Consider the following 26,251-nt stretch of genomic DNA (forward strand, 5'->3'; position numbering starts at 1 on the left):
GGATTTTGCCTTGAGAGTGCAGCGGGCGTGCGATGGCCGGGAGCGATTGGTGCTCAGTGCGAAGACACGTACAGGGAGGGCGTGGTGGACTGGGGCAGGGCATACGTGGCTTTCATCCACGCGATCTCGGCCAGCGGTGTGCGTCCGAAGAATCGCTTGAACTCGCGGCTGAACTGCGAGGCGCTTTCATAACCGACGTTGAACGCTGCCGTCGCGGCCGGCATGGCGCCACGCAGCATCAGCAAGCGCGCCTGATGCAGGCGCGTGGCCTTGAGGTATTGCATCGGCGATGAGTCGGTGACATTGCGAAAATGCACATGAAAGCTCGGTACGCTCATCCCCGCTTCCTCGGCGAGGGACTCGACATCCAGACGTTGCTCATAGCTGCTGTGAATCCGCCGGATCGCCCGGCTGACCTTGCCGAAATGCCCTTGCTGCTGGAGTGCCGCACGCATCGAACCGCCCTGGGCACCGGTCAGAATCCGGTAGTAGATCTCCCGAACCAGCGCCGGCCCGAGGATCTGCGCGTCGCCCGGATCGCTCATCGCTTCGAGAAAACGCAGGGTCGAGGCGCGTAATGGATCATCCATCGGCGAGGCGTACATGCCCTTTGGCGGAGCGTCGCTCGGCCCGAACACCTCGTCGACCTGCAGCATCAACTCGCTGGCCAATTGCAGGTCGAGGCGCATATACACCGCGAGCATCGGTTCAGCCGCACTGGCCTCGGTTTCCATGGTGAACGGCACCGGCACCGACACCACCAGATAATGCTGGGCGTCATAGACGTAGACGTCATCGCCCAGATAGCCGCGCTTGCGCCCCTGACAGAGAATCACGATGCCCGGGTCATACAGCACCGGAGTGTTGCTCAGCGGTCGATTCGAGCGCAGAAAACGCACGTCTTCCAGCGCACTGAGGTTGTAGCCCTCCAACGGCGCGAGCTGTTCGAGCAACTGCACCATGCGCGCGGTGTACGGATCGGATGGACTCATGGGCATTGATCTCTGTGCCTGGACTCAGCCATCGGTCGAGCGGGTCAGGGTTTCCCATTGCTCGATGTCGCTGAGGCTGCGTTGCAGTTTGTCGCGCACCAGATTCAGCGCATCGCTGCCCAATAGCAAGTGTGCGGGTGGTGCGGCGCTGGCGATCAGTTGCAGCATGGCCTGCGCAGCCTTGCGCGGATCGCCCAACTGCTTGCCGCTTTTCTCTTCGCGGGCCTTGCGCACCGGGTCGAAGCTGACGTCATAGTCGGCAATGCTACGCGCCGTGCGCTGCATCGAACGACCGGCCCAATCGGTGCGAAACGAACCGGGGGCTACCGCCGTGACAAAGATGTTGAACGGTTGCAATTCCTTGCTCAGCGTATCGGAGAGCCCTTCGAGGGCAAACTTGCTCGAACAGTAATAGGCAATGCCGGGCATGGTGATGGTGCCGCCCATCGAGGTGATATTCAGAATGTGCCCGGCTCGCCGCTGCCGGAAATACGGCACGAACGCCTTGATCATCGCTGCCGCGCCGAACACGTTGACGTCGAACTGACGCCGCATCTCCGCCAGCGGTGACTCCTCGAAAATGCCCTCATGTCCGTAACCGGCGTTGTTCACCAGCACATCGACCGGACCCAGTGTGGCTTCGACATCGGCGATCACCCCGTCGATGCGTTCGAAATCGGTGACGTCGAGCAACACCCCGTGTGCCCGATCCGCGGACAGGGCCTCGAACGACTTCAGATCGGCCTCGTTGCGCACGGTACCGATCACCCGGTGACCGGCGTTGAGCGCTTCTTGTGCGAGCGCGCTGCCAAAGCCGCTGCTGACACCGGTGATGAACAGGGTTTTGCTGCTGTGCATGGCAATCTCCGACGGATAAGTGAGAGGCCATGGTAGGCAGCGCGCAGGGGAAGGGGTATGCCGGTTTGTCTGGGAGGATTGCCTGTTCCTATTGGCAGACCTGTGAAGCGCTCTGAAACGTGGTGTTGATTCGGCGCCGCCCGGATCAGGAGCCATTCCTGAGCAACTGCCCCAGTGCCTCCAGCTCAGCTTTCTCTACATCGGAAACCAAGACGAAGCGCATGTGACCGGCCTGCCATGACACCACATTAAAGCCGCGAACCGTCCGGCTCTGCGTGGCCGTGTCAGCCTCAGGCGTGGGCAAGATGAACACGTTGATGATGTGCTTGGCATGCCCGTAGCTCAGGGCGGCGGTGGTCTGGTGTTGCAGGTAATCCAGACGCCCGCCGAGCAGAGGGAAGCCTTGCGCCGTGTAGTCGAACACCGGAGGCGAGAAGTCGAGTTTGCCGGTGAACCAGGGCTTGACGGTGTGGCGATCGGACGACACCACATCGTTCAGATGCTCGCCCATCAACGAACGAACGTGACTGGAAACGGCCTCGTCGATCAGTGGTTGCTCGCTGCCGGGAGTGGCGATGTACAGCACCATCGCCAGGGCCAGCGCTGTGGCGGAAAAGGCCGGGGTCAGCCATTTTTGCCAGCGCTGGATGAACCCCGGCGCGGGTTTGTCTGCGGCGAACACGCTGGCCACCAATGAGGCGGGGGCGGGGTAGTACGGCGCATGGCGCTTCACGCTGAGCTTGAGCAACTTCGCTTGATCATGCAGCCGCGCGCACTCGGCGCAGGCGCTCAAGTGCGCTGCCACCTGCGCAGCTGTCGCCGGATCAAGTTCCTGATCCAGATAGCCGTGCAGCTGTGTCTGGCAAACCGTGCAGTCGAGTTCATTCATGGTCGTGCAACTTCAGTAATTCGAGCTTGAGCATGGCCCGTGCCCGGGCCAGCCTGGACATGACGGTACCGATGGGAATATCGACCACCAGGGCGATGTCCTTGTAGGACAGGTCTTCGAGTTCCTTGAGCACAATCACCTCGCGAAACACCGGCGGCAGGGCGCATAGCGCTTGTTGCAACAGCGCGGCGTTTTCAGTGTGAATCGCCAGCAGCTCCGGGGTTTGACTGTGGCTCAATGCGCCGTCGCCAGCCGCGCTTTCGTCATCGATGGCAACCCAATGGCGCCCGGCCGACGCCTTGAGCCAGGTGTAGCTTTCGTTGCGCACAATGGTCAGAAACCACGCCTTGGCATTGCCATCGGCGAAGCGCTGCAAAAACCGGAAGGCGCGCAGGGCGCTTTCCTGCACGACGTCGCGCGCGGCGCTGTCGTTGCCGGTCAGCCAGCGCGCAAGGTTGTAGGCCGCGTCCAGATGCGGCGCAATCAGTTCCTCAAATCGCTTCATGGTGGGTTCCGCACTGTCACACCCCTATAACCGTGCTGCGCCGGGTTTTATTCCCGAAAAACAATTTGTTTTGCGACGTGGAATAAACCCTCGCGTCGCAAGGTTTACCTCGTGTCAGCTACCTCACTGTAGTCCGCCCGCGAGGACATACCGATGGACATTCAAGCAAAACACCCATTGCGCACCGACGGCTTGCTCAACCCGGACCGGCGCACCCTGCTCAAATGCTCGGCGTGGGCCGGGGCCGGGGTCCTCTGGGCCTTGAGCGGCGGGGTTCCCAAAGCCTTCGCGCTGGACGACGCGGGCAACGTCAGCGACCCCAAAGCACTGGCCAGCACCTTTCACTTCGTACAGATCAGCGACTCGCACATCGGCTTCAACAAGGAAGCCAATCCGGAACCGGTCAAGACCTTGCAGGTGGCGATCGACAAGGTCATCGCGCTCCCCAAACGTCCCGCACTGATTCTGCACACCGGCGACATCACGCACCTGTCCAAGCCTGAGGAATTCGACACCGCCGCGCAGTTGCTCAAGGGCCTGCCATCCACCGTGCATTACGTGCCCGGTGAGCACGACACCCTCGACGAGGGCGGCGGCAAGCTTTACCTGGAGCGCTACGGCAAAGGGACCAAAGGCAACGGCTGGTACAGCTTCGATGATCACGGCGTGCACTTCATTGCGCTGATCAACGTCTTCAACTTCCAGGCCGGTCACGAAGCCACCCTCGGCGCCGACCAACTGGCCTGGCTGGCCGATGATTTGCGCGCGGTCAGCAGCAGCACCCCCATCGTCGTGTTCACCCACATCCCGCTGTGGACCATTTATCAGCCGTGGGGCTGGGGCACCGAGGACGGCGATCAGGCGATTGCGATGCTGCGCAAGTACGGTTCGGTGACGGTGTTGAACGGGCACATCCATCAGGTGATTCAGAAAGTCGAAGGCAATATCACCTTCCACACCGCCCGTGGCACCGCCTATCCGCAGCCGGCACCGGGTGCCGCACCGTCGCCGGGGCCGATGACGGTAGCGGCCGATCAACTGCGCAATTACCTGGGGATCACCGACGTGCGTGCGACCCAGGGCGATCACCCGCTGGCACTGATTGACTCAACACTGGTTTAACCGAGGACACGCAAATGAAAAGGCAACTGTTCGCGCTGATGGGCCTGCTGTTGGCGATGCCGGTGTGGGCGACGGAAGTGAAGATCGACATCAAGGAATTCATGTTCGGCCCCAAGGACCTGACCGTGGCCGTCGGCACCAAGGTGACGTGGGTCAATGACGATCAGATTCCGCATACGGTGGCAGAAACCCACAAGGTGTTTCGCTCAGGGGCGCTGGATACCAACGACAGCTTTTCCTGGGTGTTCGATACACCGGGGGAGTTTGAGTATTTTTGCGTGTTGCATCCGCAGATGATCGGCAAGGTGGTGGTGACGCAGTGAATGCGATTCGCTGAAAAACTTGCTGAAAAACGTACCGGAAGGGTGCTGCTGAGCTGAGTGTTACTCAGCTACCAATCTGCACCTTTCCGGGGCTCGCAATGAGCTATTGGGTAGCACGTCTCAAGTTCCGCGCAGCAGGAGCTGATCGCTGTTTTCCGCTTAAATCATTCAAATCAAGCGCTTGGCACGGTGCGGAGAAATCTGGCATGCATCGTGCTTTTTTTGTATCCGTGGATAATTGGATACAAAAAGACAAAAGGTGCTGCCATGCAATTCGCTCCCGCCTATGACCAGCGTCAACCGATGACCGCCGAGGAGGAGGCCTACAACTTTCTGTTGGAGGGCATCTGCGGCGGTCGTTATCGCAAGGGTGACCGGTTGATCGCCGAGGACATCGCCAGTGAAATCGGCATGAGCCGTATGCCGGTGCGCGAAGCCTTTCGCCGCCTCGATGCGCAGGGCCTGGTGACGCTGCGGCCCAACCGCGGCGCGGTGGTCAGCGGTCTGGATGTCGAGCAAATGCATGAAGTCTTCGAGATGCGCAGCGCCCTGGAAGGGTTGGCGATTCGCATCGCCGTGCCCAAGATCAGCGAGCGTCAGTTGACGGCGCTGGAGCGGCTTCTCGATGAAATGGATGACTACCGCGAGGAGAGTGCGGCGTGGGTCAGTCGCCATCGCAAATTCCATGAGTACCTGTGCAGCCTCAGCGATCGCCCACGGCTGCTGAAGCAGATCAGCGCCCTCTACGCACTGATCGAAGCGCCCATGCGCCTGTGGCTGCAGCACATCGAAAAGCCCCTGAGTGCACGCCAGGAACACCAGATGATCCTTGATGCGATTCGCGCCGGCGACGCCCACAAGGCCGAGGCCGTGGTGCGTGAACACATCGAAGGCACGGTGCCCGAGCTGATCAAGTTTCTGCAATCGGAAAAATAACCACAGAGCGGAACCCGAATCCGCCGATGTTTTGACTTTGAGTACTGCCCCGTTACTAACCGAACTGGAGTGTCTGGTCATGCATACGTCTCGCCTGTTACTGGCTGCAATTTCCCTCGGGCTCTGTTCGCAGTGGGCGCTTGCCGCACCGACGGTGCCGGAGCGTCTGGTCAAGGTCGACAAACTCACCTATTGCTCGGGCATGGATTCGCCGCCACTGGTGTCCTTCGATGAAGCGCAGAAGCCCAAAGGCCTGACCGTCGACCTGGGCCTGGAAATCGCCAAGCGTCTGGGCGACAAGAAAGTTGATTGGCGGGTGATTCCGTTTTCCGGATTGCTCCCGGCGTTGCTCGCCAAACAATGCGACATGATCGTCGATCAGTTGTTCGACAAGCCCGAACGCCGCGAGGTGATCGACATCGTCAACTACATGTATTCCAGTCAGGCGGTGGTGGTGCCCAAGGGCAATCCGAAGGCGCTGAAAACCCTCGCGGATCTGAGCGGGCACAAGATCGCGGTGCTCAACGGTTCGACCATCAAGACCTTGCTCGATACCGAAAATGAAAGCCTGACCAAGGCCGGCAAGCCGCCGATGAAGCTGGTGGTCTACAACACCGACACCGATGCCTTTCAGGCGCTGCGCATCAGTCAGGTCGACGCTTACGGCACCACGGTGGAAACCGCCGGTTATTACGCCGCGATGGCTCCGGACTTGTTCGAGGAAGGGGTACCAGCCTTCAGCCGGATCCTCACCGGCCTGGGCATTCGCAAGGACGATCCGCAACTGAGCGCTGCGGTGCAGCAGATCATCACCGACATGCGCAGCGATGGCAGCTATAACCAGCTCTTGAACAAGTGGCACGTCTCCAGCGACACACTCGATTGAGGTAAGCGTTGATGAACTTCAATTGGGATGTGTTCTGGCAGTACCTGTTGCAGCCCAGCGGCGTGTACCTCACCGGGCTCTGGCTGACCTGCCTGATCAGTGTGTTGGCGATGTTGCTGGGCTGTGTGTTGGGGCTGGCCGCCGCATTGTTGCGCTTGTCGAAGAACCCTCTGCTGCATCTGCCGGTGCGCTTTTATGTGTGGCTGATGCGCGGCACGCCGTTGCTGGTGCAAATCGTCTTTCTCTACACGGCGCTGGCGGCGGGCGGGATTTTTCGCTTCGAAGACATTGAGCTGTTCGGGCTGGTGATCCCCGGCAACATTCAGGCGGCGATCATTGCTCTGGGCCTCAACGAAGGCGCGTACATGGCCGAGATCATCCGCGCCGGGATCGGCGCCGTGGACAAGGGCCAGTACGAGGCCGGGCGCTCGCTGGGCATGACCTTCGCCAAATTGATGCGCCGTATCGTCCTGCCGCAGGCGTTTCGGGTGATCGTGCCGCCGCTGGGCAACGAATTCAACGTGATGCTGAAAAACACCACGCTGGTCAGCGTGATCGGCGTGCAGGAGCTGTTGCTCAGTACGCAGATGGTCACCTCGGCGACTTTTCGGGTGTTCGAGTTGTACCTGGTGGTGGCGATTTATTTCCTGTTGCTCACCACGCTGTGGGGCTTCTTTCAGCGCTGGCTGGAGAACCGTTTCGGCCAGTCGGACAGACCTTCTTCGCCGCCGCCGGCCTCCAGCCGGATGTTCGGGCGCAACACGCTGAAACTGCTGAGGGGACGCTAATCATGGCGCATCAAAGTGACGAACTGATCATCGAGGCGCTGAACATTCACAAGTCCTTCGGTGATCTGCAGATTCTCAAGGGCATCTCGCTGCAAGTGCGACGTGGCGAAGTGGTGGTGCTGATTGGCGCCTCAGGTTCGGGCAAGACCACGTTTATCCGCTGCATCAACCTGCTCGAAGACATTCAGTCCGGGGAGATTAGGGTCAGCGGCCGGCCCATGGGCTATCGCACGCGGGCTGACGGCAGTCTGGTGCGCGACTCGGAACGCAACATCGCTCGCCAGCGCCGGGACATCGGCATGGTGTTCCAGCGCTTCAATCTGTTCCCGCACATGACCGCCCTGGAAAACATCATCGAAGCACCGATTCAGGTGTTGGGCGTGCCACGCCAGGCTGCGCTGGAGCAGGCGCACGCATTGCTCAAACGGGTCGGGCTGGCGGACAAGGCCAGTCATTACCCCTCGATGCTTTCCGGCGGTCAGCAGCAACGCGTCGCCATTGCCCGAGCGCTGGCGATGAAGCCTCAAGCGATGCTGTTCGACGAACCCACCAGCGCCCTCGACCCGGAAACGGTCGGCGAGGTTCTGCAAGTGATGAAGGAGTTGGCCGAGGAGGGCATGACCATGGTCGTGGTCACCCATGAAATGGGTTTCGCCCGCGAGGTGGCCGACCGGGTGGTGGTGCTCGATCAGGGTGAACTGATCGAACAAGGCCCGCCGGAACAGATTTTCAGTCGTCCCACCCATCCCCGTACCCAAGCCTTTCTCAGCCGCGTGCTGTGAACTTCACAAGGATTTCGACGATGCGTTTATCGAGTTTGTTCGCGGCGCCGCAGCCCCGACACGTTGCAGATCTTCGAGAAGACTGCCGGAAAACATCCAGCGCCTGATCACCCGCGAATGGAACCGGATCAAGTCCGGCCAATGAATTGCTGATTTGAAGAGCCTCTGCCATGTTGAAATTTTCTGCTCACGAATATCCCTATCCGTCGCAACGCCAAAGCGTGTTTGCCCGTCGTGGCATGGTCGCGGCATCCCAGCCGCTGGCCGCACAGGCCGGCATCGAAATGCTGCAAAAGGGCGGCAATGCGATCGACGCCGCCATCGCCACGGCGGCGGCCCTGACCGTGGTCGAGCCTACGGGCTGTGGCCTGGGCGGTGACGCGTTTGCGCTGGTCTGGTTCAAGGATCAGTTGCATGGCCTCAATGCCAACGGCCACGCCCCGGCATCGTTAAGTATCGAAGCGGTCAAAGCGGCCGGCCATGAACAAATGCCGTTGTATGGCTGGACGCCGGTGACGGTACCGGGATGTCCATCGGCCTGGGCCGAGTTGTCGCAACGCTTTGGCTTATTACCGTTCGCCGATCTGCTGCAACCGGCGATCAGTCTGGCCAGAGACGGTTTTCCGCTGTCGCCGGTGGTTGCCCATCAGTGGCAGATCGCGCTGGATGAGTTCAGTCCCCATCGCGATCAAGTGCTACAGGCCTGGTTCGATACGTTTCTGATTGACGGTCGCGCGCCCAAGGCCGGGGAGATTTTCCGTAACCCGGCGCAGGCGCGAACCCTTAAAGAACTGGCGGCTACCCGTTGCGAAAGTTTGTATCGCGGGGCGTTGGCGCAACGCCTGGATGCGCATTCACGGGCAACGGGTGGCTATCTTCGCGCCACCGATCTGGAGCATTACCGCGCGCAATGGGTGGAGCCGATTCACGTCAATTACCGTGGCGTGGATGTCTGGGAAATCCCGCCGAGCGGGCAGGGGTTGGTCGCCTTGATGGCGCTGAAGATTCTCGAGGGCTTCGACTTCGATCACCGTGACAGCCAGCAGACCTGGCACCGGCAACTGGAGGCAATGAAACTGGCCTACAGCGATGGTCTGCACTACATCACGGATCCGCTGCACATGCGCGTGGCCGTGGATGATCTGCTGAGTGACGAGTACAGCGCCCGCCGCCGTGCACAGATCGGCGAGCAGGCCCAGCCGCCTAAACCGGGCGATCCCCACGCCAGCGGCACCGTGTATCTGGCCACGGCGGATGGGCAAGGCAATATGGTCTCGTTCATCCAGAGCAATTATCACGGCTTCGGCTCAGGTGTGGTGCTGCCTGACAGTGGCATCGCCCTGCAGAACCGCGGGCAGGAATTCAGCCTTGATCCGCAACATGCCAACGCGTTGGCTCCGGGCAAAAAGACCTTCCACACGATCATTCCCGGCTTCCTCACCAAGGATGGCCAGGCGCTTGGGCCGTTCGGCGTGATGGGCGGCTACATGCAGCCGCAGGGCCATGTGCAGATGGTCATGAACCTGGTGGATTTCGGCTTGAACCCGCAATCGGCACTGGACGCGCCGCGCTGGCAGTGGCTTGGCGGGATGAAGGTCGGCATCGAACAGGGCGTTTCAAGGGATCTGGCCAATGCGTTGGCGCGTCGCGGGCATGAGGTGCAGATCGCCAGTGATCTGACGGATTACGGACGAGGGCAGATCATTCTGCGTGATCCGGTGACGGGTGTGTTGTGTGGGGGGACTGAGCCGAGGGCGGATTCGCATATCGCGGTTTGGTAAAGCAGGTTGGTGGCCGGGGATTGACGAGCATTGCCCCTCTGACCGCTAGTGCGAAGAAAGGTCAAAGGGGCAAAAACGTTTTTCGTCAAACCGTGCTGCAGGTGGTCATCTCGCAATGGTTGGGTAAAAACTCCATGACATCACAAAAGAGTTTGCGTTGCCTCCAGTCATTGCGATCACCGATCACATACAGCCGGCGTCTGGCCCGAGTGGCGGCGACATTGAGCAGATTGGGTTTAGAGACTGCCCATTCACGAGCCCCATCGTTTTCACTGCTTCCGCCCAGTACAAGAATGATCACCGCCGCCTCTTTGCCCTGCATCGTGTGAATGGTGCCTCGAACCATCTTGGCGTGCAGGCGATCCTTGAGATGGTTGCGCACATCCTGAAACGGCGTAATGACGGCGATGCTGTCCAGCGGTACGCCGTCCGCCTTGAGCTGCGCCAGCAAACGGTCCAGTGCCTGACCTTCACTATCGACCCAGTTGCCAGAGGACCTTCCACTGGCATGCACCCATCCAGTGGGTAGAGAGGCTGGCGTTTCCTTGGCGGGTGAGGGCGCAATCGTTCCGTAGACCATCGCGCCGTCGTAGGCGATGCGGTTGGCCAGGTCGAACATCGGTCTATCGCAGCGACGATGAACTACCAAGGGCAGGCCGACCCAGCATTTTTTGTCCCTGGGTCCGGCCATGCGCCCCCAGAACGTGGCCTCGTCGGCAAGTGTCTGTGCGGACTGGCGGTTCGGTAGCCAGTGAGCGTCGACCTGATAACGGGTGCGCATGTGTTCAAGCACCGCATCGGAAACCGTGACGATCGGTTCCAGTTGCAGTGGATCTCCAACCAGTACCGCTCGGCGCGAGCGCCAGAGCGCGCCCACGGCAGCCTGTGGTGTGGCCTGACCCGCCTCATCCACCAACAACCATCCGATCTCGCTACACCCAAGGCTGCCGAAGGAACGGGCAAATGAGGCGAAAGTACTGCTGAGCACCGGTACGACCATGAACAGCGAAGCCCATGCAGAGCGCACCACGGACTGAGAAACACCACCATAACGACTGCCGGTCAGCGTGCTGGTGACGAAAGTCAGGTTGTAGCTCATGCGCGAGGCTTCAATCTGAAAGAACGTGCGATGCAATTTGAGTGCTTCGATGAACACCTTCGCCCGGGCCTGACGCCAACCTTCGACGATCCACGGCTCGGCCAATTCGATTTCGCTGCCTCTGCCGATTTGACCCTGTTCCAGCCAGAGCAACAGATGTTCTGCCTGCCCGGCCTGAGCAACGCTGCGTGCGTTTTCGAGCTGTACACCGGCATGTCGCACAGCTTCGTCGATCTCCAGTTCATCAGCGGCCAGTTGTCGATCTAACTCGTTGATTCGGCCAATGATGCGTTGCAACTGGCGTTGGACACTGTCGAACGCGTCCTTGGCCAAGGCGTGTGTACCTTCAAGCAAACGCTGGCGGGCAGCCCAGATACGATAAGCACCCCACAGGCTGAAGAGGTTGGCGAGAAAACCAGGTTTTTTTATCAGGTGCGATTGAAGCGCCCGGAGTTCGCCCTGCAGTTGCTCGCGCGCAGGTGCGAGCTGCAGGGTTTCCAGCGTCGTTTGTTCCTTATCGAGATCGCTGCGCTGGGTACGACGGATCTGAAAATGCTCCTGCATCTGCTTGACCCGGGCCTTGGCGCTGATCACGGCCTGAACCCGTTCCAGAATATCTTCTACCTGACCACGCAAAGCCTGTTCTGCATCTTTGGCGTCCAGATAGTGTTTGACTGCCTCGCGCCAGAGACCGGCTTTTTCACTGGACGTAAGCGCCTTCATCAACGCTGCTTGTTCGGACAGCCATTCGCGCATGCCTTTGGGGGGCGTTTTGGCTTCAGTGTCGTCCGCTTCGGGGCTATCAGCCGTTGGCTCGTTATCGTAAATATCTTCATCCAGGCCCCAGAGATCGACTGTTTCGGGGTCAGGCGTTTCGGTTTCGTCTTTGGCCTTGTCCGCTTCAGGCGGAAGTTTGCCGTAGAAAAAACGGTCGACGAATTGCGTGCGTTTGGCTTTGCTACCCAATGCCGCAGAAATCATTGCCCATGCGGGCTTGCCACTGGTCAACTCGCCCAGGTCGCTGAAGTACTCTGCGTCGGGCAACCACGACGGGTCGACCTTGTCTTGCTGAGGTAGCTCAAGCGTGACGTTCTCGACGGCGCCATTGTTGGAGGATGCGACGACCATCTCGAAACCGAACAGGCGCGGGTCGAGTTGATAGGCGTAGCGATCGCGCCCGCCGTCGTTGGCGGTTTCACGACCGTCCTTTATAAACGCCTCTGAGGCTCTGCCCAGTGAGGCCAGCACGTCGGCCCGTTGTGTCACTACTGCAGCGATAAGGTCGCGCAGCAGGGTGGTCTTGCCGGTTCCAGGTGGTCCGTTGACCCCCATGATGCCGGGGGTATTGCTGAGGTTTTGCAGCAGGCTGTTGACTGCCAGTTGCTGCGAGTGCACCAAGCCCAGATGTTTTTCGGCGGGCCAGCAACCGGCGGCGTAGCGCGAAGGCGCAAGACGATCGATCAGCGCCAGATCGGCACCGGGCTTGTCCAGATGCAGGCGCTGAGTCGAGTCATGATGGCTCAGATAGCGGGCCAATGGCGCGCTCGTTTGACCACGGGAAAGGGCTTCAGCCATGTCGGCCAGATCGCTGAGCAGGAAGCTGTTGAGTGGGTCGTCTTCCTGTTCTGACTTGTTCGGGTTGATGGGCGCCGAGCGAAAGCGATGCCCGCGCGGCACGTCGCCGAAAAACTCTTCGAGTCCCAGGGTTTTGCGGATGGAGTCAGTCAGGCAAGCCAGATCGGCAGCCTGAACCACACCCCCTAGCAGGCTTCTGGACTGTTCACGAAGGGAATCCTGGGTTTCCTCGAAGCCGTGTGTCCAGTCCCTGTTATTGATCGCGCAGCCTACGAACCATGCTTCGCTGGACAACACCAGGCTGTCGACCAGCATCATGCCTTGATCGTTGAACTTCAGCGCGTACAGGGCGGAAATCCGTTTCTGTGGTTCCTTGTAGCCTTGGTCTGCACCGTACAGGTCTGCCAACCGGCGAGACACATCCAGGTTGTTGTAGAGGTGTGCGTAGAGCGTGTGACTCCATACGCGTTTGTTCGGCAGGGGTTGCCGGCTCAATGGATTGGCTGGGATCCACGGCAGGCTTTGCGCCGAGGTGGGAATGTCCTGATAAAAGGGCTGGTAGTCGCCATCACGCTTTTTCAGCTTGGGGACCGCCTGGGGTTGCAACAGTTCGACGGCGTGCCAGTAACGCACGATATTTTGCGAGTTCATTTACTACGTCCTTGAAAGCGCTGGGCCTGAATTCCTTTGAGGCAAGGATATCAGGCATCACCCTTCGCGGGATCATCGGTCGATGGCAGCGGACGCATCGTCATCAACCCGGCACGTCCTTGTCCAGTCGCGATGAGCACACACTTTTTCACAAAGACCTCCCAGCCTCCATTCGATGGCAGAATCTCCCTGACTTGACTGTTTTGGAGAACACCATGCTTCGTGTGTTTGAACGAAGACTCGACCCTTTCCCGCCTGACGAGGTGCCACCGCCACCCAACGGTCTGGCTAAATTCCTGTGGGCCTGCACTCGGGGTGCTCGCGGCTACATCGTGGTATTGGCGCTGCTCAGTGCGGCGGTTTCGATCTATGAAGCCTGGTTGTTTTCCTTCCTCGGTCAGGTCGTTGACCTGCTCTCGACCTGGCAGGCCGGTGGCGAAGCGGCTGTGCAGGAGAGCCGCGTGTTGTGGGGCATGGGCATCGTCATGGTGCTCAGTGTCGGGCTGGTGGCGTTGCGCACCATGGTCCAGCATCAGATCCTGGCGATTAACCTGCCATTGCGCCTGCGCTGGGATTTCCACCGGTTGATGCTGCGGCAAAGCCTTTCGTTTTTCTCCGATGAGTTTTCCGGTCGGGTCACGACCAAGGTGATGCAGACGGCGCTCGCCGTACGCGACGTGCTGTTCACCATGATCGAGATCTTGCCCGGGATCGGTGTGTACTTCATCGCGATCATCGCCTTGGCTGGTGGCTTTGCGTTGAAACTGATGCTGCCGTTTCTTGCTTGGGTCGTGCTGTTTGGCCTGGCCATGTGGTACTTCGTGCCACGTCTGGGCAAGGTCGGACAGGAGCAGGCCAATGCGCGGTCGATGATGACCGGGCGTATCGCCGACGCGTACACCAACATCACCACGGTCAAGCTGTTCTCCCATTCCAATCGCGAAGCGCACTTCGCGCGGGCGGCGATGGAGGATTTCAAGCAGACCGGTTTTCGCCAGATGCGTCTGGTCAGCCTGTTCGAGATCGTCAATCAGGCGCTGGTGGTGGGGTTGATCATGTCCGCCGGTGGTTACGCCCTGTGGCTGTGGCACCAGGGCGATGTCGGCGCCGGTGCGGTGGCGGCGATCACCGCCATGGCGTTGCGGATCAATGGCATGTCGAACTGGATCATGTGGCAAATGACCTCGCTGTTCGAAAGCATCGGCACCGTTCAGGACGGCATGGCGACGCTGACTCAAGGCACCAAGGTGCAGGATGCGCCGAATGCCGGCGTGCTGGTGACCTCCGGCGGTGCGGTGACGTTCGACAAGGTGAAATTCAACTACGGTGGCGAGCGTCAGGTACTTGATGGCCTGAGCCTGAGTATTCGCCCCGGCGAAAAAATCGGTTTGGTAGGGCGCTCCGGCGCCGGCAAGTCGACGCTGATCAACCTGCTGCTGCGGTTCTATGATGTCGACAGCGGAGAGATCCGTATCGATGGCCAGAACATTGCGCACGTGACTCAGGACAGCCTGCGCAGTGCGATCGGCATGGTCACCCAGGACACTTCGCTGCTGCACCGTTCGATTCGCGACAACATCGCCTACGGCCGCCCCGATGCCACCGACGCGCAAATCCGCCGCGCCGCTGCCAACGCTCAGGCTGATGAGTTCATCAGCCAGTTGAGCGATCGGCAAGGCCATACCGGTTACGACACCTTGGTGGGCGAGCGCGGGATCAAACTGTCTGGCGGCCAGCGCCAACGTGTGGCGATTGCCCGAGTGATGCTGAAGAACGCGCCGATCCTGCTACTCGACGAAGCCACCAGCGCGCTGGACTCGGAAGTCGAAGTGGCGATTCAGGAAAGCCTCGATGAAATGATGCAGGGCAAGACCGTGATTGCGATTGCCCATCGACTGTCGACGATTGCGGCGATGGATCGGCTGATTGTCATGGATGACGGGCGCATCATTGAACAGGGCACCCATTCCGAATTGCTGGAGAAGAATGGTGTTTATGCGCGGCTGTGGGCGCATCAGAGCGGCGGCTTCCTGGGTGAGGACAAAGGTGTGATCGAGGCGTTGGATCAGGCCTGACCCACCGATCTTGCCTGTGCTGCCGATGCAGGCTGACGCGACGTCATCAGGCCGATAAAGGAGATTGCCAGCGCCAGGCCAATGGTCGTGGTGACTTCGGTGCGGTGCTGCGGGGTGATCATCATGACCGCCAGCGCCGCGCAGATGAAGCCGATCACCAGCCACGTCAGCCATGGGAACAACCACATGCGAAAGGTCAGCTCGACCTTGCGCTGTTGCAATATCCGCCGCATGCGCAGCTGCGACACCGCAATCGCCAGGTACACCAGCAAGGCAATCGCCCCGGAACTGGCCAGCAGGAACTCGAACAGCCCGGCAGGCATGAAGTAGCTCCATACGGTGATCGACGCACCCAACACGGTGCTGGCGATGACGGCTGCCCGTGGCACACCGGCCGCGGAAGTCGCCTTCAGCGGTTTCGGTGCATCGCCCCGGCGACCCAGCGAGAACAACATGCGTGATGCAATGTAGATCGAGGAGTTCATGCAACTGGCCACGGCGATCAGGACGACGACGTCGACCATGAACTTGGCGTTTGGAATATTCATGATTTCCAGGGCGCGCTGATACGAGCCCACCGAGGCCAGCAACGGATCATTCCAGGGCACTACGGAGATGACCACGAAGATCGACAGCAGGTAGAACACGCCAATGCGCCAGATCACCGAGCGGGTGGCCTTGGCGATGTTCTGCGCCGGGTTATTCGATTCGGCGGCTGCGATGGTCACCGCTTCCGTACCGATGAAGCTGAACATTATCGTGATGAAAGCACCGACCACCGCGGACAAGCCGTTGGGTGCAAATCCGCCGTGCTCGGCCATCAGACCGCTCAAGCCGCTGACTTCGCGGTCGGGCACCCAGCCCATCAACACGGCAAAACCGACACCGATGAACCCGATGATCGCCACGACCTTGGCCATGGCGAACCAGAACTCGAATTCACCATACTTGGACACACTGAACAGGTTGGTCACCACCAGCGCAATGATCGATCCCAACGCGAACAGCCAGGCATCGACCTGCGGAAACCATTGGTTCAGCACATGCCCGGCCGCCAATGCTTCGATGGGAATCACCAGAACCCAGAACCACCAGTACAACCAACCGATGGTAAAACCGGCCCAGCGGCCGATGGCTTGGTCGGCGTAGGTAGAGAACGAACCGGTGTCCGGGTTGGCCACCGCCATCTCACCGAGCATGCGCATGACCAGCACGACGAGCAAACCCGAAAACAGATAGGCGAGAAGCACCGCCGGCCCTGCAGCGGCAATGGCGTGTCCTGAACCTACGAACAAACCGGCGCCGATAATCCCGGCGATGGACAGCATTGTGACGTGACGAGGCTTGAAGCCCTGCGCCAATTGGCTACTCGAATCCATGGAGTTCGGGCTGATCATCGGTATTTTTATTCTCTGCTGATCGACATTCAAGCAAGTTGACCGGGCACACGATCGATCACCATCGTTGCTTGCTGAAACTCCCGAAAGAAGCCCGTTCAACCGCTGCAGTTCTTATCAACCCCATGATCCGAACAGGGCTGTTTTGATACGAAGACACGGCACCTTAGCCGGCCTTGCTGCCGATTCAGTAGCCTGATTGCGCCATGATCGTGTCTGATATCGACATGCGAATACCATGAGGTCGTATTGGAGACCTAGCGGTCACAGAAGGCTCAGGCAATCTTCGCGGCTCGCGAGCATTCCTCCAGCAATCTCAGGGAGGCGAGTTGGACAGTGGGGGGGAGATGATCTGAAGGCGGAATGCGGCTGCTAAACAGCGGCAAGTTGAACATGATCTCTACCGCTTTGTTTAGCGCTGTACATCGCGGTATCGGCACGCTGAATGAAGGCGTCAAACGATTCTGCTGGAATCCATGTCGCAACGCCGAAGCTACAAGTCACCTGTCCAACATCATCAAAGGGCACAGTGCTTATCAGCACTCGAAGCTTTTCTGCCAGCAGCCTTGTATCGTTCAGTTCGGTATCCGGGCAGATCAATGCAAACTCTTCTCCACCTGTTCTGCACAGTAGATCGGTTTTGCGTGTGGCCGAACGTATCTACGAGTCTCTCGGCTATTCGACCGAACCGCGCATCAGCATGGGGGAAAAGAGCGATTCGAATATCTCGACATTAGGGCGGTAGTTTTAGCGTCAGATAGCTGATGGCTGACTATCGATGGGCGATTTTGGACAGGAGCTATGCAATGGATCTGAAGTTCAGTCACGTAGATGTACTGGTCAAGAATCTTGAGGAAGCCTGTGCTTACTACGCACACATACTAAACGCCAGGATTTCCAAAACGTTTGTCTGGGAGCGGGGTGGTCTGCATGTCCACTACGCGATTGCACTGATCGGTCAAGAGCGTTTCATGCTGGTGCAACCGTTGGCGGGCAATCTGAAGGAGCTTTTGGATTCTTCGGGTGAAGGTATGATTTACCGCCACTGCTACTCAACGAAGGATATCGAAAAAGCCTATGACGAGTTGATGGACGCTGGTGTTCAGCCTCAAGACGAAAATGGAGAGCCATTGGCTCGCGCGAATCTGCAATCCCCGGCCGGCGCACGCATTCTCTGGTTACCAAAGCGCTTCGGGCACTTCTCTATCGAGATACTCGAAGAAAAGGCGCTGGAAGCGTTTATCGAGACTGCGTTTATCTAAAAAATATAGAGGCCGTTCACCACAGGCTACTTTCGGCCAGAAGCGGTCATTCCACCTGCCTGCCAAATTAGGCGCTTCAGACCTCGGTGCGCGCGCTCGCAGTGCGTCGTAAGCGTGCGACTACACTCTGTGTAGTGAGCACCTTAAGGACAGCACATGGACATCACCATTCAGCGCAAGAAAGGAATGTTTGACAGCGCCTATGGCCACGCCATCCCGCTGGCAATTTTGTTTGATGGAACGTTCGTGGGCCGCCTGGAAACGGGTAAAACATTATCTTTGAACCTTCCGGACGCTTGCGGGACGTTGCAAGTCGGTATGCTTGACCCCAGAAACTCGCCTTACATTGGAAGCGCGTCTGGTGAGGTCATATCGACCAGCAATGCACAGAGGGTTACCCCCGGACAAGCCGTTCAGTCGTTTTCGGTAAAGACTCGGAAATGGGTGTTCTTTGACGTGCTGGGTTTGGCGGGCTCAGCGCCGTTCAACCGCTGGGTACTGGCGCTTGAGACAGATCAACTTTAGGAAGCTTCTGACAGGCTTCAATCGGCCAAAAGCAGACGTTCGCGGAAAGCTGCTTTCGGCCACAACCTGCCATTCGGCTCGATATTTCGACCCTTTCCGGTCCCCGTGTCTGCGAACTAAAGCAATTTTTTAGCATCCGAGTGAGGGCGGCCCATATAGCTCAGTTTCCCAGTCTTCAAGAGGCGGCGTTACTTTGAAAGATGGGTCGCAGTATGACCTTAAGTAGTCAGTCGCTCTCCTTTGGGCGTAGGTAAAATTGAGCACGTTACCTTCACCGTCCATCTCTATGACGTTCGCGAATATCGCGAAGACCATCTCAATTGCACTCGGCTCAGAACCATAAATATCGATGTACTCCACGTTTTCAAGCATGTAGTGGGTTCCACTTGCCATATAGTACGCAAACGTTCGGAGTGCTCCACTGAAATCATTACTCAGCTTCTTCATGTACATTTTCTTTTAGTAAATATTCTGGATTTTAGCGCTCATAATCAACCAACGCTTTTTTTGCCGTTTTATTGTAATCGAGAAAGACCTGAGCCGAGCAATAAGCATTAGCAATAGGTTGCGTACTGCCTGATTACGGCCGGAAGCGGACGGTCAGTAGTTGCAGCTATCGGCTAGCGTCACCGATGAGTGAAATGCTGCTGTATGAAGGCATGCTCTTCTTCGACCAGTCGAGGGTATCTGCTTTCATCAAGCGTTTCACGAAGTCGCTTGGAGTAGCCTGCCTGCTCAAATGCTATTTGGCAACTCGCGCTGTCATAGAACGACCGGAGATGAGCGAGTGCCTGATCAAATTTGGGGCTTTCGATACGTAGAAATAGACCTGTCAAATCTAGCTGGTCCGTAAGCTCTCGATACAAGTCGATTGCGAAAATACTGCCTCCATTATTTCGAGCATGATACACATGCACGTCGCCGTAGCCGTTGTAAAGGTGGGCGAAATACAACTCGTGGAGTTCGAGAATATTGACGGGAATGTCAAGGGTCGAAAACACCGCCTGCAGGTAGACGCTGGGAGACGTCTGATCACCTTCCCAGGTTACTAAATCTGACATCGATACACAGATCGCGAATTCTTTGGCATAGATAGTTTTATCGGACATTCTCATTCCAACGCTGAGTGTTTGAATTTTTAAGAGTGGACCTTCATAACTCACCGACTACGAGTTATGCCTCATATCGATCGGACAGAGCATCAGCTAATCATAGAAATAACCGGCAACCGCTATTCTATCTCCGCGAGCGGCCGGGAATAGCCGCTTTTTGCCTGTTACTGAGGGCAGAAGTCGGCCAGAAGCAACTCTTCCTACTCAAGTCTCAATCCACGACGAACAACTTGGCGCCAATAGCGGTTGAAGACCGGTGAGCCTCCGCGTTGTCAGCCACTTGGTAGCTCATCCCGGCTGTCAAGGTGAAGGTACGACCATCATCAAGTTCGGTCTCCAGTCGACCATCCAGGCAGAGCAGAATATGCCCCTTGCGGCACCAATGATCGGCAAGGTAGCCAGGGCTGTATTCAACCATTCGAACTCTTGCATTACCGAATTGGCAAGTGCGCCAGTGTGCCGTGCCGGCTTCGCCAGGATGGGCAGTCGCTTCTATTTTCGACCAATTGGTGGTCCCAAATGGGATGTCGGTGAGCTGCATGGGATTATCTCGGACGAGGGCGGGGTTGAATCGTACCGAGGTAACAAGGAAGCCAATAGATACAGATCCGGTTGATTTCATCAATGCTCGAAGGAAGTTGTTACTCTCCCATCGATTGACGTCCGTGTCCGCGCCCCCCCTGACTGGCCGCTTCGGCCGATAGCTGCCGCTCACGAACGGCGGCTTTCGGCCATTTCCGGTCGCTCGCGGAGATAGAATAGCGGTCACCGGTTCTTTCTGTGATGAGCAGTTGTTCGACCTTGGCAAGAACAGTCTGACCGCGTTGAGTAGTTCCGGTGAAACCGTTCGGCTGGCTTGATTTTCTGGAGTTTGATAATGGGGTTTTCAACGACATTGTGGGAGTGGTACGGCCAGGATGAGCACAAGCGAGTGCTCGCCGTGTGCGAGGCAATCCCGGCCCTGCAATTTCTGGCGCTTCCTGCGGATTCACAGCGAAGCGCAATCCCGTACTGTCCAGCATGCGAAGCTTGGTCTGAAATGATGCTGCCGTTGAATGAGGTTCTTTCAATCTGTGGTAGCGCAATGCCAACAGAGATCAGAACGCGGCTACAGGCGACCTGGGAGCTATGCGATAACCTGGCCGGGGCTGCATTTCACTGCGATGACTGGTTCATTTTTGATCACAACGATTGGACGCCGATCAGAACGGCCGCTGAAGAGCTCTCGGGCCTCATGGAGTTGCTGGAAATTACTCCCTTCCTGGATGACGTGTTACTGGATTGCCGGAATGCAGTGCGTGGAATCAAGCGTTGTTGATTCCTTTGACAAGGTCTGTGGAGGTATTGGGCGTTTATGTCGATGGGCACTCTATTCAACTAGTCGTTTCTGGCCGGTTGTGGTTGTTCTAAAGGGGCTGCTTTCGGTCAATGCTAGCCGTAGTCGTCTAGAGCGCAAGCATCAATGCGACTACGGATCGAAACCAGACCCGCAAACATCGACAGTCTGCATTTGGCCGAAGCCGCCCCCACGGATATCCCTGCCGGCCGAAAGCGGACGGTTGCAAACAGCCTTTTTCGACCCAAAGCTGACGTCGAACACCAGAGTTTGTGCCGTTTAAAAATCGATTTTGCACCGTGCTTCAGCGGCCTGTATTCGTAGTGTAAGACCAGACTCGAAGCACATGACAAGGTGATGATCTGGTTGGATGTTATCTGTCAGATAAAAGGCCTGTGTCTCTGCGCTGGACTCCACGGCTCCGATCGAATGAATAACACTATCGTCGCCATCGATTGGGTAATCATCCCGCCCACTTGATGAAAAGTAATCGACCTCAAGGAAGCTGATAGTAATCTTGCGTGCTTCTGCGGGCGGCACCCAGGCTTCATTCCGGCGAGTAAAGATAAGTACAGCCGACCTATCCACGATGTCGTAATTAATGGTGCTGGCTTGGTAGAAGTTATGAAGGTCATACGCACGGTTTTGAATCTCAACCTCAATATGCCCGAATTCGAAACCATGAAATTGCATGGGTAAGCCCTAATGATCTACCGGTAGGCGTGTATCGTACGGCATCGTCCCGATGACTGCTTCTGGCCGATAGTTGCCACTCACAAACAACTGTCTTCGGCCAAAAGCAGCCCGCCAGCAGCCAATAAATCTGCTGTCCTCGCTCGCTATCAAGCGTTACTCACCAAGCCACCATTCAAGTACCGGCAGGTGCCGCGGCTCGCCACACACCGGGCGCGATAGATTGCGCACATGACGGGCCCCGAGCCGCTCGTAGAAGGCTTGGGCTGACGGATCGGACTCCACCGACAAGGTGGACACGCCCAGGCCGCGTGCCACGGCCAGTGCATGCTCCACCAAGCGTCGTCCGTGGCCTCCTTTCATGGCCGACGGGTCGACCCAGCAATGCTCCAGTTGCCAGCCATCCTCGTCGCGCTCCAACCCACAGAATCCCAGTAGCGGGCCATCTGCCGCGACCAGCACCGCGTAATGGCCGGCCAGTTGTGCCGGGGTTAAAGTCAGCGCCGGTTCCCAGGCCTCCATCCAGGCCTCGGGATAACCCCAATGGGCCTTGCTGCGCTGAGCCAGGGCACTCAGCGCCGGTGCATCCGCGCCACGGCATGGTCGCAGGATCGGCGTATCGTCCGCCAATAACGCTAGCGCCGCCGGGTCAGTGGCCAGCAGACTGTACTGGTGCAGGCTGAGGAAGCGCTCGTCCTTGTACTCCAACTCCCGCAGGGTTCCCTCAAACACGAAGCCGAGCCGCTCCAGCAGGCGGGCACTGGCGGGATTCTCCGGCTCGACATCAGCGTGGATACGGTGCACGCCGAGGGTGCTCAAGGCGAAGCGAAGAATGGTGGGCAGGCAAGCCTGCATCAGGCCTCGCCCCCAGTAGTCCGGCATCAGCCAGTAGCCGATGTCCAGGCTGCGATCGGCATGAGACCAATCATTGAAGCCACAGGCGCCCACCAATTCGTCGCGCCCCGGCAGTGCGATGCCCCACCAGATGCCCCGGCGTTCTTCCAGCAACGCGTCGTACCAGCGCATCTGTTCGTCCGTCGCTTCGAGGCTGCTGTAAGACACGCCGTAGTGGGCAATCACCTGCGGGTGAGACAGCCCGGCGAAAATCGCATCGACATCACGACGATGAATCCGCCGCAGCGTGCAGCGTGGCAGGAAAAACTCGGGGAAATCAGCAATAAGGTCCATCAAATTCACAGCGCCAGGTTAGTGCAGGAATACTCGCAGCAAAGAGGCCTGGCGCACAGGTACAGTCAGGGAAGGGCTGGGCGTAACAGACTGGCACTCATGCCGAGCTGCTGGAGAGGAACGGCGTTTATGCGCGGCGCAGGGCGCATCAGGTCGGAGCTTTTGGGTCTACAGTCTTGTATATCGGGCACTGGAAGCAATTGAAATGAACGTGTCGTCCTCGCTCTCGCCGCCAAGGTATATCTTCCTGCTGGGCTATGGCGGTTTGTTACCGTTCATTGGCCTCGCGCTGCTCATCCTCACGTCTCTGGAACATCGACCGTTTTGGGCGGTGGCGCTGGTCAACTATGGCGCGGTCATCCTGAGCTTCGTCGGCGCCTTGCACTGGGGCTTTGGCATGTCAGTGCAAAACATGAGCGACGAACTGCGCCGCGACCGGCTGATATGGAGCGTCATCCCGGCGCTTATCGCTTGGCTCAGCACGTTATTGCCGGTGGCAGTGGGTTGCTTGCTGTTGATCGTCGGGTTTGTCCTGCACTTTTGGCAGGACCGGCGGTTGGTTCGGGCTGTGAGCCTGCACGCCTGGTACCTGCCGATGCGATTGCGCCTGACGGCTGTGGCGAGCGTTTGCCTGTTTATTAGCGCAATCGCTGTAGTCATTTATTCGTGAAACCGCGCCGGCCCGAATCGTCTGCAGTGCCCGGCAGTCGCTTGTCGCGGCTGATGCGTTTCGGCAGCCTGGCCTCCGGCGTGGTGGGCGGCATGCTGGCCGAAGGTGCGCGGCAGTGGGCTCAAGGTAAACGACCGGCCTTGAGTGACTTGCTGTTGACCCCGGCTAATGCGCAACGGGTGACCGAGCAACTGTCGCAGTTGCGTGGTGCAGCCATGAAAGTCGGACAGTTGTTATCAATGGATGCCGGTGATTTGTTACCCAGTGAGCTGAGCGACATGCTTTCTCGTCTGCGGTCCGACGCGCATCCGATGCCCATGAGCCAGTTGGTCGCGGTCTTGCAAGAAAACTGGGGGAAGGGCTGGGAAGGGCGCTTCGAACGGTTTTCCTTCACGCCATTGGCGGCGGCATCCATCGGCCAGGTTCATGCTGCGCAAGGCAAATACGGCCAACGTCTGGCGATCAAGGTGCAATACCCAGGTGTGCGCGAAAGTATTTCCAGCGATGTGGATAACGTCGCCACTTTGCTGCGCATGTCCGGGCTGCTGCCTCACGGCATGGACGTCGCACCGCTGCTGCAAGAGGCCAAGCTTCAACTGCAAAATGAAGCCGATTACCTGAAAGAGGCGATGCACTTACAGCGCTTTCATCAACTGTTAGCCGACAGTCCGGACTTTCTGGTGCCTCGTGGGTATGCCGAGCTCAGTACGCCGAATATTCTGGTGATGTCCTTCGCCGACGGCGTCGCCCTGGAGAGCTTTGAACACGCGCCACAGGCAGAGCGCGACCGGATCATCACCTTGCTGTTCGGCATGCTTCTGCGCGAGGTGTTTGAGTTTCAGTGCGTTCAGACCGACCCCAACTTTGCCAATTACCGTTATCAGCAAGACACCGGGAAGATCGTGTTGCTCGACTTCGGTGCCACGCGCCTTTATAGCCGCAACAGCACCGAGGCATTTCGGCAACTGCTGGTTGCAGGCCTGCGTGAAGACCGCGCTGCCATCACCGAAGCAGCGCTGGAAGTTGGCTACTTTCAGCATCAAACCCTGCCCAAACATCGGTTGTTGCTGACTGACCTCATCTGTCAGGCCTGCGAGCCTCTTCGGCACCAAGGCGCCTATGACTTCGCGATGTCCGACCTCGCAGCGCGCTTGCGCGATGCCGGGTGGCAACTGGGGGCCGATCGCGATTTCTGGCACATACCACCGGTGGATGTCCTGTTTCTGCATCGCAAGGTGGGTGGGTTGTACCTGTTGGCGGCGAAGCTTGAGGCGAGGGTGAATGTGCAATGCCTGTTCGAGCCTTACGTGATTTGAGCGATTTCTGAACGAAAAATATTCCGACAGAAATGCCATAACAGGTAACGCAGCAAGGTTGGGGCGTGCGTGATTTCGCAGACGCGAAATGTCTTCGTAAACACTCCCGAGCGTCACTTTTTGGCTGGCAACTGCTTACTCGAATGTATGACCGTTGGCAGCCGCTCAAGAATGACCGCTTTCGGCCAAAAGCTGACGGTGGCTATAGACAGAAATCGACCCACACCTGCCTTCTAGATCAGTTGGGATCTTTGTTAGAGCGGGCTTACCCGTAAGGAGGCTGCTTGAGCAACGCACATACTCTTCGAGCAATGTCATCTGCGCTATCGGGAATGTCCACTGAAATGCCTAAATAGTGTTCAAGGTGCAGGGTAAGCGTGTGTTCATCCACCAACAGATCCCAATAGCGTTGGTCCGGACCATCAAGCCTCTCTTTCCAGCAACCGCCCAGCCCTTGCTCAATAACCCGGGCCAAGTCCTCGAAAAGCTTCCAGTTGGCTTCCTCTGATACTTCAATCCTCACTATGTGTCACCTCACCACCAACAGTCCTCCGATTGTGGTGGCTCCTACGAATGGCCGCAATGGGTCGACACCTAACGGTGCAGGATGACCGCTTCTGGCCGATCTGTGCCGTTCGTGGAGGGCAGAAAACGGCCAGAAGCGGTCCTTTGAAAGCGTCTTCGGAAGAAGGACCGATTCAGTACTGTGAAAGAACGACGGGCATTCCTTCAGAGTGCTTGCCACTAATGCCAACAAGCTGCTCCACTCGACGGGCATGATTGAGTCTCCAAGATGGGCTAGAGTGCACCCTTTAACCAAGCAGTAGAGCCACATCACATGCATTTCGTCCGCCACGGAGAGTACCTTGCCGCATCACGTATTACTGGGCCTCGGCATAATCTCCTGCAACTGCGCCTAGGAGTTGGTGAGCAGCATGAGCCGATCTGTGAGTGTCTCCCGCCGCAGGGAGCATGTAATCACGAACCATTAGTTGAGGCTGATATCGTTGCAAGCGTACTCGAAGGAACATCGGAGGCGAATCGACGCTTTGGCACCTCACATGTCGTTACCCACATCCGGTACGTCCGAAATGACACCAAGCCTGAAGTGGTCTATGGCCTCTTGGCTCTCAAAATACTTGAGCAGTTGCATGTCGGCGGCACATTCGTTGAGGGCAGCAATACTATTTAGTCCTTACCTCAAGCAGACTTCTGGGCAGGTAGTTAAGAGGACGAGTACAGCGCGGCCCTAGGGTGGAGTTGGATTGAGTCGTCCCCAATTTCATAGAGCCTCTCAGGCCTCAAGGATGTCTATCAAGATACTGTGAGAATGTCAGCTTCTGACCAATAGCTGCCGTTCAAGAACCAACGCTTTCCGCTCTGGACTCAACCGATCAACGCCTCCAAATAATCTGAACCCCGTCCGAACCCACACGCCTAACGATCAGCTTGTGCTCAATCCGCACAGGCCCAGTGCCAATACCGGCATA

The 26,251-nt window shown here is 58.1% G+C and carries 26 protein-coding genes; 13 read left to right on the forward strand and 13 right to left on the reverse strand.

Going from position 1 to position 26,251, the window contains the following annotated elements; all coding sequences use genetic code 11:
• Nucleotides 1-53: 53 nt before the first annotated feature.
• The 4 genes from LCH64_RS02110 to LCH64_RS02125 all read right to left on the reverse strand — a co-directional run bounded on the left by LCH64_RS02110 (nt 54) and on the right by LCH64_RS02125 (nt 3,244).
• On the reverse strand, nt 54-992 hold the full coding sequence (locus LCH64_RS02110; protein ID WP_226499336.1) for an AraC family transcriptional regulator: 939 nt from the start codon (nt 990-992) through the stop codon (nt 54-56).
• Nucleotides 993-1,016: 24 nt separating this feature from the next.
• The gene (locus LCH64_RS02115; RefSeq protein ID WP_226499337.1) at nt 1,017-1,850 is read right to left on the reverse strand and encodes an oxidoreductase; all 834 of its coding nucleotides are present in this window, start codon (nt 1,848-1,850) and stop codon (nt 1,017-1,019) included.
• A 145-nt stretch (nt 1,851-1,995) separates the two neighbouring features.
• Nucleotides 1,996-2,739 (reverse strand): anti-sigma factor, encoded by a 744-nt coding sequence (locus LCH64_RS02120; protein ID WP_226499338.1) that lies wholly within the window; start codon nt 2,737-2,739, stop codon nt 1,996-1,998.
• A complete protein-coding gene (locus tag LCH64_RS02125; RefSeq protein WP_226499339.1) occupies nt 2,732-3,244 on the reverse strand; it encodes a sigma-70 family RNA polymerase sigma factor in 513 nt (170 codons plus the stop codon). Before LCH64_RS02125 ends, LCH64_RS02120 begins: the two co-directional genes overlap by 8 nt.
• A gap of 153 nt (nt 3,245-3,397) precedes the next feature.
• Here LCH64_RS02125 and LCH64_RS02130 point away from each other — a divergent pair, with 153 nt between their 5' ends.
• From LCH64_RS02130 to LCH64_RS02160, 7 genes are all read left to right on the forward strand, one after another.
• A complete protein-coding gene (locus LCH64_RS02130) occupies nt 3,398-4,366 on the forward strand; it encodes a metallophosphoesterase (protein ID WP_226499340.1) in 969 nt (322 codons plus the stop codon).
• Nucleotides 4,367-4,380: 14 nt separating this feature from the next.
• Nucleotides 4,381-4,689 (forward strand): cupredoxin family copper-binding protein, encoded by a 309-nt coding sequence (locus LCH64_RS02135; protein ID WP_226499341.1) that lies wholly within the window; start codon nt 4,381-4,383, stop codon nt 4,687-4,689.
• Between the two features lie 267 nt (nt 4,690-4,956).
• Nucleotides 4,957-5,625: a GntR family transcriptional regulator gene (locus LCH64_RS02140; RefSeq protein WP_103483426.1), complete on the forward strand. Its 669-nt coding sequence runs from the start codon at nt 4,957-4,959 to the stop codon at nt 5,623-5,625.
• A gap of 79 nt (nt 5,626-5,704) precedes the next feature.
• Nucleotides 5,705-6,511 carry an ABC transporter substrate-binding protein gene (locus LCH64_RS02145; protein ID WP_003224912.1) on the forward strand — a complete coding sequence of 269 codons (807 nt, stop codon included), beginning with the start codon at nt 5,705-5,707 and terminating at the stop codon, nt 6,509-6,511.
• An 11-nt stretch (nt 6,512-6,522) separates the two neighbouring features.
• Nucleotides 6,523-7,299: an amino acid ABC transporter permease gene (locus LCH64_RS02150; protein ID WP_003224911.1), complete on the forward strand. Its 777-nt coding sequence runs from the start codon at nt 6,523-6,525 to the stop codon at nt 7,297-7,299.
• A 2-nt stretch (nt 7,300-7,301) separates the two neighbouring features.
• Nucleotides 7,302-8,081, forward strand: coding sequence for an amino acid ABC transporter ATP-binding protein (locus tag LCH64_RS02155; protein WP_226499342.1), 780 nt, complete (start codon nt 7,302-7,304; stop codon nt 8,079-8,081).
• Nucleotides 8,082-8,251: 170 nt separating this feature from the next.
• Nucleotides 8,252-9,862: a gamma-glutamyltransferase family protein gene (locus LCH64_RS02160; protein WP_226499343.1), complete on the forward strand. Its 1,611-nt coding sequence runs from the start codon at nt 8,252-8,254 to the stop codon at nt 9,860-9,862.
• 85 nt (nt 9,863-9,947) lie between these two features.
• Here LCH64_RS02160 and LCH64_RS02165 read toward each other — a convergent pair whose 3' ends face one another.
• Complete coding sequence (locus LCH64_RS02165; protein WP_226499344.1) at nt 9,948-13,187, reverse strand: AAA domain-containing protein; 3,240 nt, start codon at nt 13,185-13,187, stop codon at nt 9,948-9,950.
• A gap of 215 nt (nt 13,188-13,402) precedes the next feature.
• Here LCH64_RS02165 and LCH64_RS02170 point away from each other — a divergent pair, with 215 nt between their 5' ends.
• Nucleotides 13,403-15,262, forward strand: a complete 1,860-nt coding sequence (locus tag LCH64_RS02170) for an ABC transporter ATP-binding protein (protein WP_226499345.1) — start codon at nt 13,403-13,405, stop codon at nt 15,260-15,262.
• Here LCH64_RS02170 and gabP read toward each other — a convergent pair.
• Complete coding sequence (gene gabP, locus LCH64_RS02175) at nt 15,253-16,659, reverse strand: GABA permease (RefSeq protein WP_226499346.1); 1,407 nt, start codon at nt 16,657-16,659, stop codon at nt 15,253-15,255. The two genes, LCH64_RS02170 and gabP, sit on opposite strands and share 10 nt — an antisense overlap.
• Nucleotides 16,660-17,031: 372 nt before the next feature.
• Nucleotides 17,032-17,319, reverse strand: a complete 288-nt coding sequence (locus LCH64_RS02180; RefSeq protein WP_226499460.1) for a GGDEF domain-containing protein — start codon at nt 17,317-17,319, stop codon at nt 17,032-17,034.
• Between the two features lie 146 nt (nt 17,320-17,465).
• On the opposite strand from LCH64_RS02180, the gene LCH64_RS02185 reads away from it, so the two are divergent.
• Nucleotides 17,466-17,921 (forward strand): VOC family protein, encoded by a 456-nt coding sequence (locus LCH64_RS02185; protein WP_226499347.1) that lies wholly within the window; start codon nt 17,466-17,468, stop codon nt 17,919-17,921.
• Nucleotides 17,922-18,077: 156 nt separating this feature from the next.
• Nucleotides 18,078-18,446 (forward strand): hypothetical protein, encoded by a 369-nt coding sequence (locus LCH64_RS02190; RefSeq protein WP_226499348.1) that lies wholly within the window; start codon nt 18,078-18,080, stop codon nt 18,444-18,446.
• A gap of 129 nt (nt 18,447-18,575) precedes the next feature.
• On the opposite strand, the gene LCH64_RS02195 is transcribed toward LCH64_RS02190, so the two are convergent.
• From LCH64_RS02195 to LCH64_RS02205, 3 genes are all read right to left on the reverse strand, one after another.
• Complete coding sequence (locus LCH64_RS02195; protein WP_226499349.1) at nt 18,576-18,893, reverse strand: hypothetical protein; 318 nt, start codon at nt 18,891-18,893, stop codon at nt 18,576-18,578.
• 179 nt (nt 18,894-19,072) lie between these two features.
• Nucleotides 19,073-19,555 (reverse strand): hypothetical protein, encoded by a 483-nt coding sequence (locus tag LCH64_RS02200; RefSeq protein ID WP_226499350.1) that lies wholly within the window; start codon nt 19,553-19,555, stop codon nt 19,073-19,075.
• 214 nt (nt 19,556-19,769) lie between these two features.
• Complete coding sequence (locus LCH64_RS02205) at nt 19,770-20,099, reverse strand: DHCW motif cupin fold protein (RefSeq protein WP_201137678.1); 330 nt, start codon at nt 20,097-20,099, stop codon at nt 19,770-19,772.
• Nucleotides 20,100-20,435: 336 nt separating this feature from the next.
• Here LCH64_RS02205 and LCH64_RS02210 point away from each other — a divergent pair, with 336 nt between their 5' ends.
• The gene (locus LCH64_RS02210) at nt 20,436-20,876 is read left to right on the forward strand and encodes a hypothetical protein (protein ID WP_226499351.1); all 441 of its coding nucleotides are present in this window, start codon (nt 20,436-20,438) and stop codon (nt 20,874-20,876) included.
• Nucleotides 20,877-21,173: 297 nt separating this feature from the next.
• Here the strand turns inward: LCH64_RS02210 and LCH64_RS02215 are convergent, their stop codons facing one another.
• Together LCH64_RS02215 and LCH64_RS02220 are read right to left on the reverse strand one after the other, a co-directional pair.
• The gene (locus LCH64_RS02215) at nt 21,174-21,587 is read right to left on the reverse strand and encodes a hypothetical protein (protein ID WP_226499352.1); all 414 of its coding nucleotides are present in this window, start codon (nt 21,585-21,587) and stop codon (nt 21,174-21,176) included.
• A 156-nt stretch (nt 21,588-21,743) separates the two neighbouring features.
• Complete coding sequence (locus LCH64_RS02220) at nt 21,744-22,775, reverse strand: GNAT family N-acetyltransferase (protein WP_226499353.1); 1,032 nt, start codon at nt 22,773-22,775, stop codon at nt 21,744-21,746.
• A gap of 205 nt (nt 22,776-22,980) precedes the next feature.
• On the opposite strand from LCH64_RS02220, the gene LCH64_RS02225 reads away from it, so the two are divergent.
• The gene (locus LCH64_RS02225; RefSeq protein ID WP_226499354.1) at nt 22,981-23,445 is read left to right on the forward strand and encodes a DUF3429 domain-containing protein; all 465 of its coding nucleotides are present in this window, start codon (nt 22,981-22,983) and stop codon (nt 23,443-23,445) included.
• Nucleotides 23,446-23,471: 26 nt separating this feature from the next.
• A complete protein-coding gene (locus LCH64_RS02230; RefSeq protein WP_226499355.1) occupies nt 23,472-24,761 on the forward strand; it encodes an AarF/ABC1/UbiB kinase family protein in 1,290 nt (429 codons plus the stop codon).
• Nucleotides 24,762-25,026: 265 nt separating this feature from the next.
• Here the strand turns inward: LCH64_RS02230 and LCH64_RS02235 are convergent, their stop codons facing one another.
• Complete coding sequence (locus LCH64_RS02235) at nt 25,027-25,284, reverse strand: hypothetical protein (protein WP_226499356.1); 258 nt, start codon at nt 25,282-25,284, stop codon at nt 25,027-25,029.
• Nucleotides 25,285-26,251 lie beyond the last annotated feature (967 nt).

The sequence above is a fragment of the Pseudomonas sp. MWU16-30322 genome, assembly GCF_020515535.1.
GTDB lineage: Bacteria > Pseudomonadota > Gammaproteobacteria > Pseudomonadales > Pseudomonadaceae > Aquipseudomonas > Aquipseudomonas fluorescens_H.

Bases quoted from the DNA above. Each gene is read 5' to 3' on its own strand.
- LCH64_RS02200 (WP_226499350.1), bottom strand. From the start codon at position 19,555: ATGTCCGATAAAACTATCTATGCCAAAGAATTCGCGATCTGTGTATCG.
- LCH64_RS02215 (WP_226499352.1), bottom strand. From the start codon at position 21,587: ATGCAATTTCATGGTTTCGAATTCGGGCATATTGAGGTTGAGATTCAA.
- LCH64_RS02160 (WP_226499343.1), top strand. From the start codon at position 8,252: ATGTTGAAATTTTCTGCTCACGAATATCCCTATCCGTCGCAACGCCAA.
- LCH64_RS02225 (WP_226499354.1), top strand. From the start codon at position 22,981: ATGAACGTGTCGTCCTCGCTCTCGCCGCCAAGGTATATCTTCCTGCTG.
- LCH64_RS02145 (WP_003224912.1), top strand. From the start codon at position 5,705: ATGCATACGTCTCGCCTGTTACTGGCTGCAATTTCCCTCGGGCTCTGT.
- LCH64_RS02190 (WP_226499348.1), top strand. From the start codon at position 18,078: ATGGACATCACCATTCAGCGCAAGAAAGGAATGTTTGACAGCGCCTAT.
- LCH64_RS02165 (WP_226499344.1), bottom strand. From the start codon at position 13,187: ATGAACTCGCAAAATATCGTGCGTTACTGGCACGCCGTCGAACTGTTG.
- LCH64_RS02220 (WP_226499353.1), bottom strand. From the start codon at position 22,775: ATGGACCTTATTGCTGATTTCCCCGAGTTTTTCCTGCCACGCTGCACG.
- LCH64_RS02205 (WP_201137678.1), bottom strand. From the start codon at position 20,099: ATGCAGCTCACCGACATCCCATTTGGGACCACCAATTGGTCGAAAATA.
- LCH64_RS02120 (WP_226499338.1), bottom strand. From the start codon at position 2,739: ATGAATGAACTCGACTGCACGGTTTGCCAGACACAGCTGCACGGCTAT.
- LCH64_RS02110 (WP_226499336.1), bottom strand. From the start codon at position 992: ATGAGTCCATCCGATCCGTACACCGCGCGCATGGTGCAGTTGCTCGAA.
- LCH64_RS02210 (WP_226499351.1), top strand. From the start codon at position 20,436: ATGGGGTTTTCAACGACATTGTGGGAGTGGTACGGCCAGGATGAGCAC.
- LCH64_RS02185 (WP_226499347.1), top strand. From the start codon at position 17,466: ATGGATCTGAAGTTCAGTCACGTAGATGTACTGGTCAAGAATCTTGAG.
- LCH64_RS02155 (WP_226499342.1), top strand. From the start codon at position 7,302: ATGGCGCATCAAAGTGACGAACTGATCATCGAGGCGCTGAACATTCAC.
- gabP (WP_226499346.1), bottom strand. From the start codon at position 16,659: ATGATCAGCCCGAACTCCATGGATTCGAGTAGCCAATTGGCGCAGGGC.
- LCH64_RS02150 (WP_003224911.1), top strand. From the start codon at position 6,523: ATGAACTTCAATTGGGATGTGTTCTGGCAGTACCTGTTGCAGCCCAGC.
- LCH64_RS02135 (WP_226499341.1), top strand. From the start codon at position 4,381: ATGAAAAGGCAACTGTTCGCGCTGATGGGCCTGCTGTTGGCGATGCCG.
- LCH64_RS02125 (WP_226499339.1), bottom strand. From the start codon at position 3,244: ATGAAGCGATTTGAGGAACTGATTGCGCCGCATCTGGACGCGGCCTAC.
- LCH64_RS02170 (WP_226499345.1), top strand. From the start codon at position 13,403: ATGCTTCGTGTGTTTGAACGAAGACTCGACCCTTTCCCGCCTGACGAG.
- LCH64_RS02115 (WP_226499337.1), bottom strand. From the start codon at position 1,850: ATGCACAGCAGCAAAACCCTGTTCATCACCGGTGTCAGCAGCGGCTTT.
- LCH64_RS02195 (WP_226499349.1), bottom strand. From the start codon at position 18,893: ATGAAGAAGCTGAGTAATGATTTCAGTGGAGCACTCCGAACGTTTGCG.
- LCH64_RS02130 (WP_226499340.1), top strand. From the start codon at position 3,398: ATGGACATTCAAGCAAAACACCCATTGCGCACCGACGGCTTGCTCAAC.
- LCH64_RS02140 (WP_103483426.1), top strand. From the start codon at position 4,957: ATGCAATTCGCTCCCGCCTATGACCAGCGTCAACCGATGACCGCCGAG.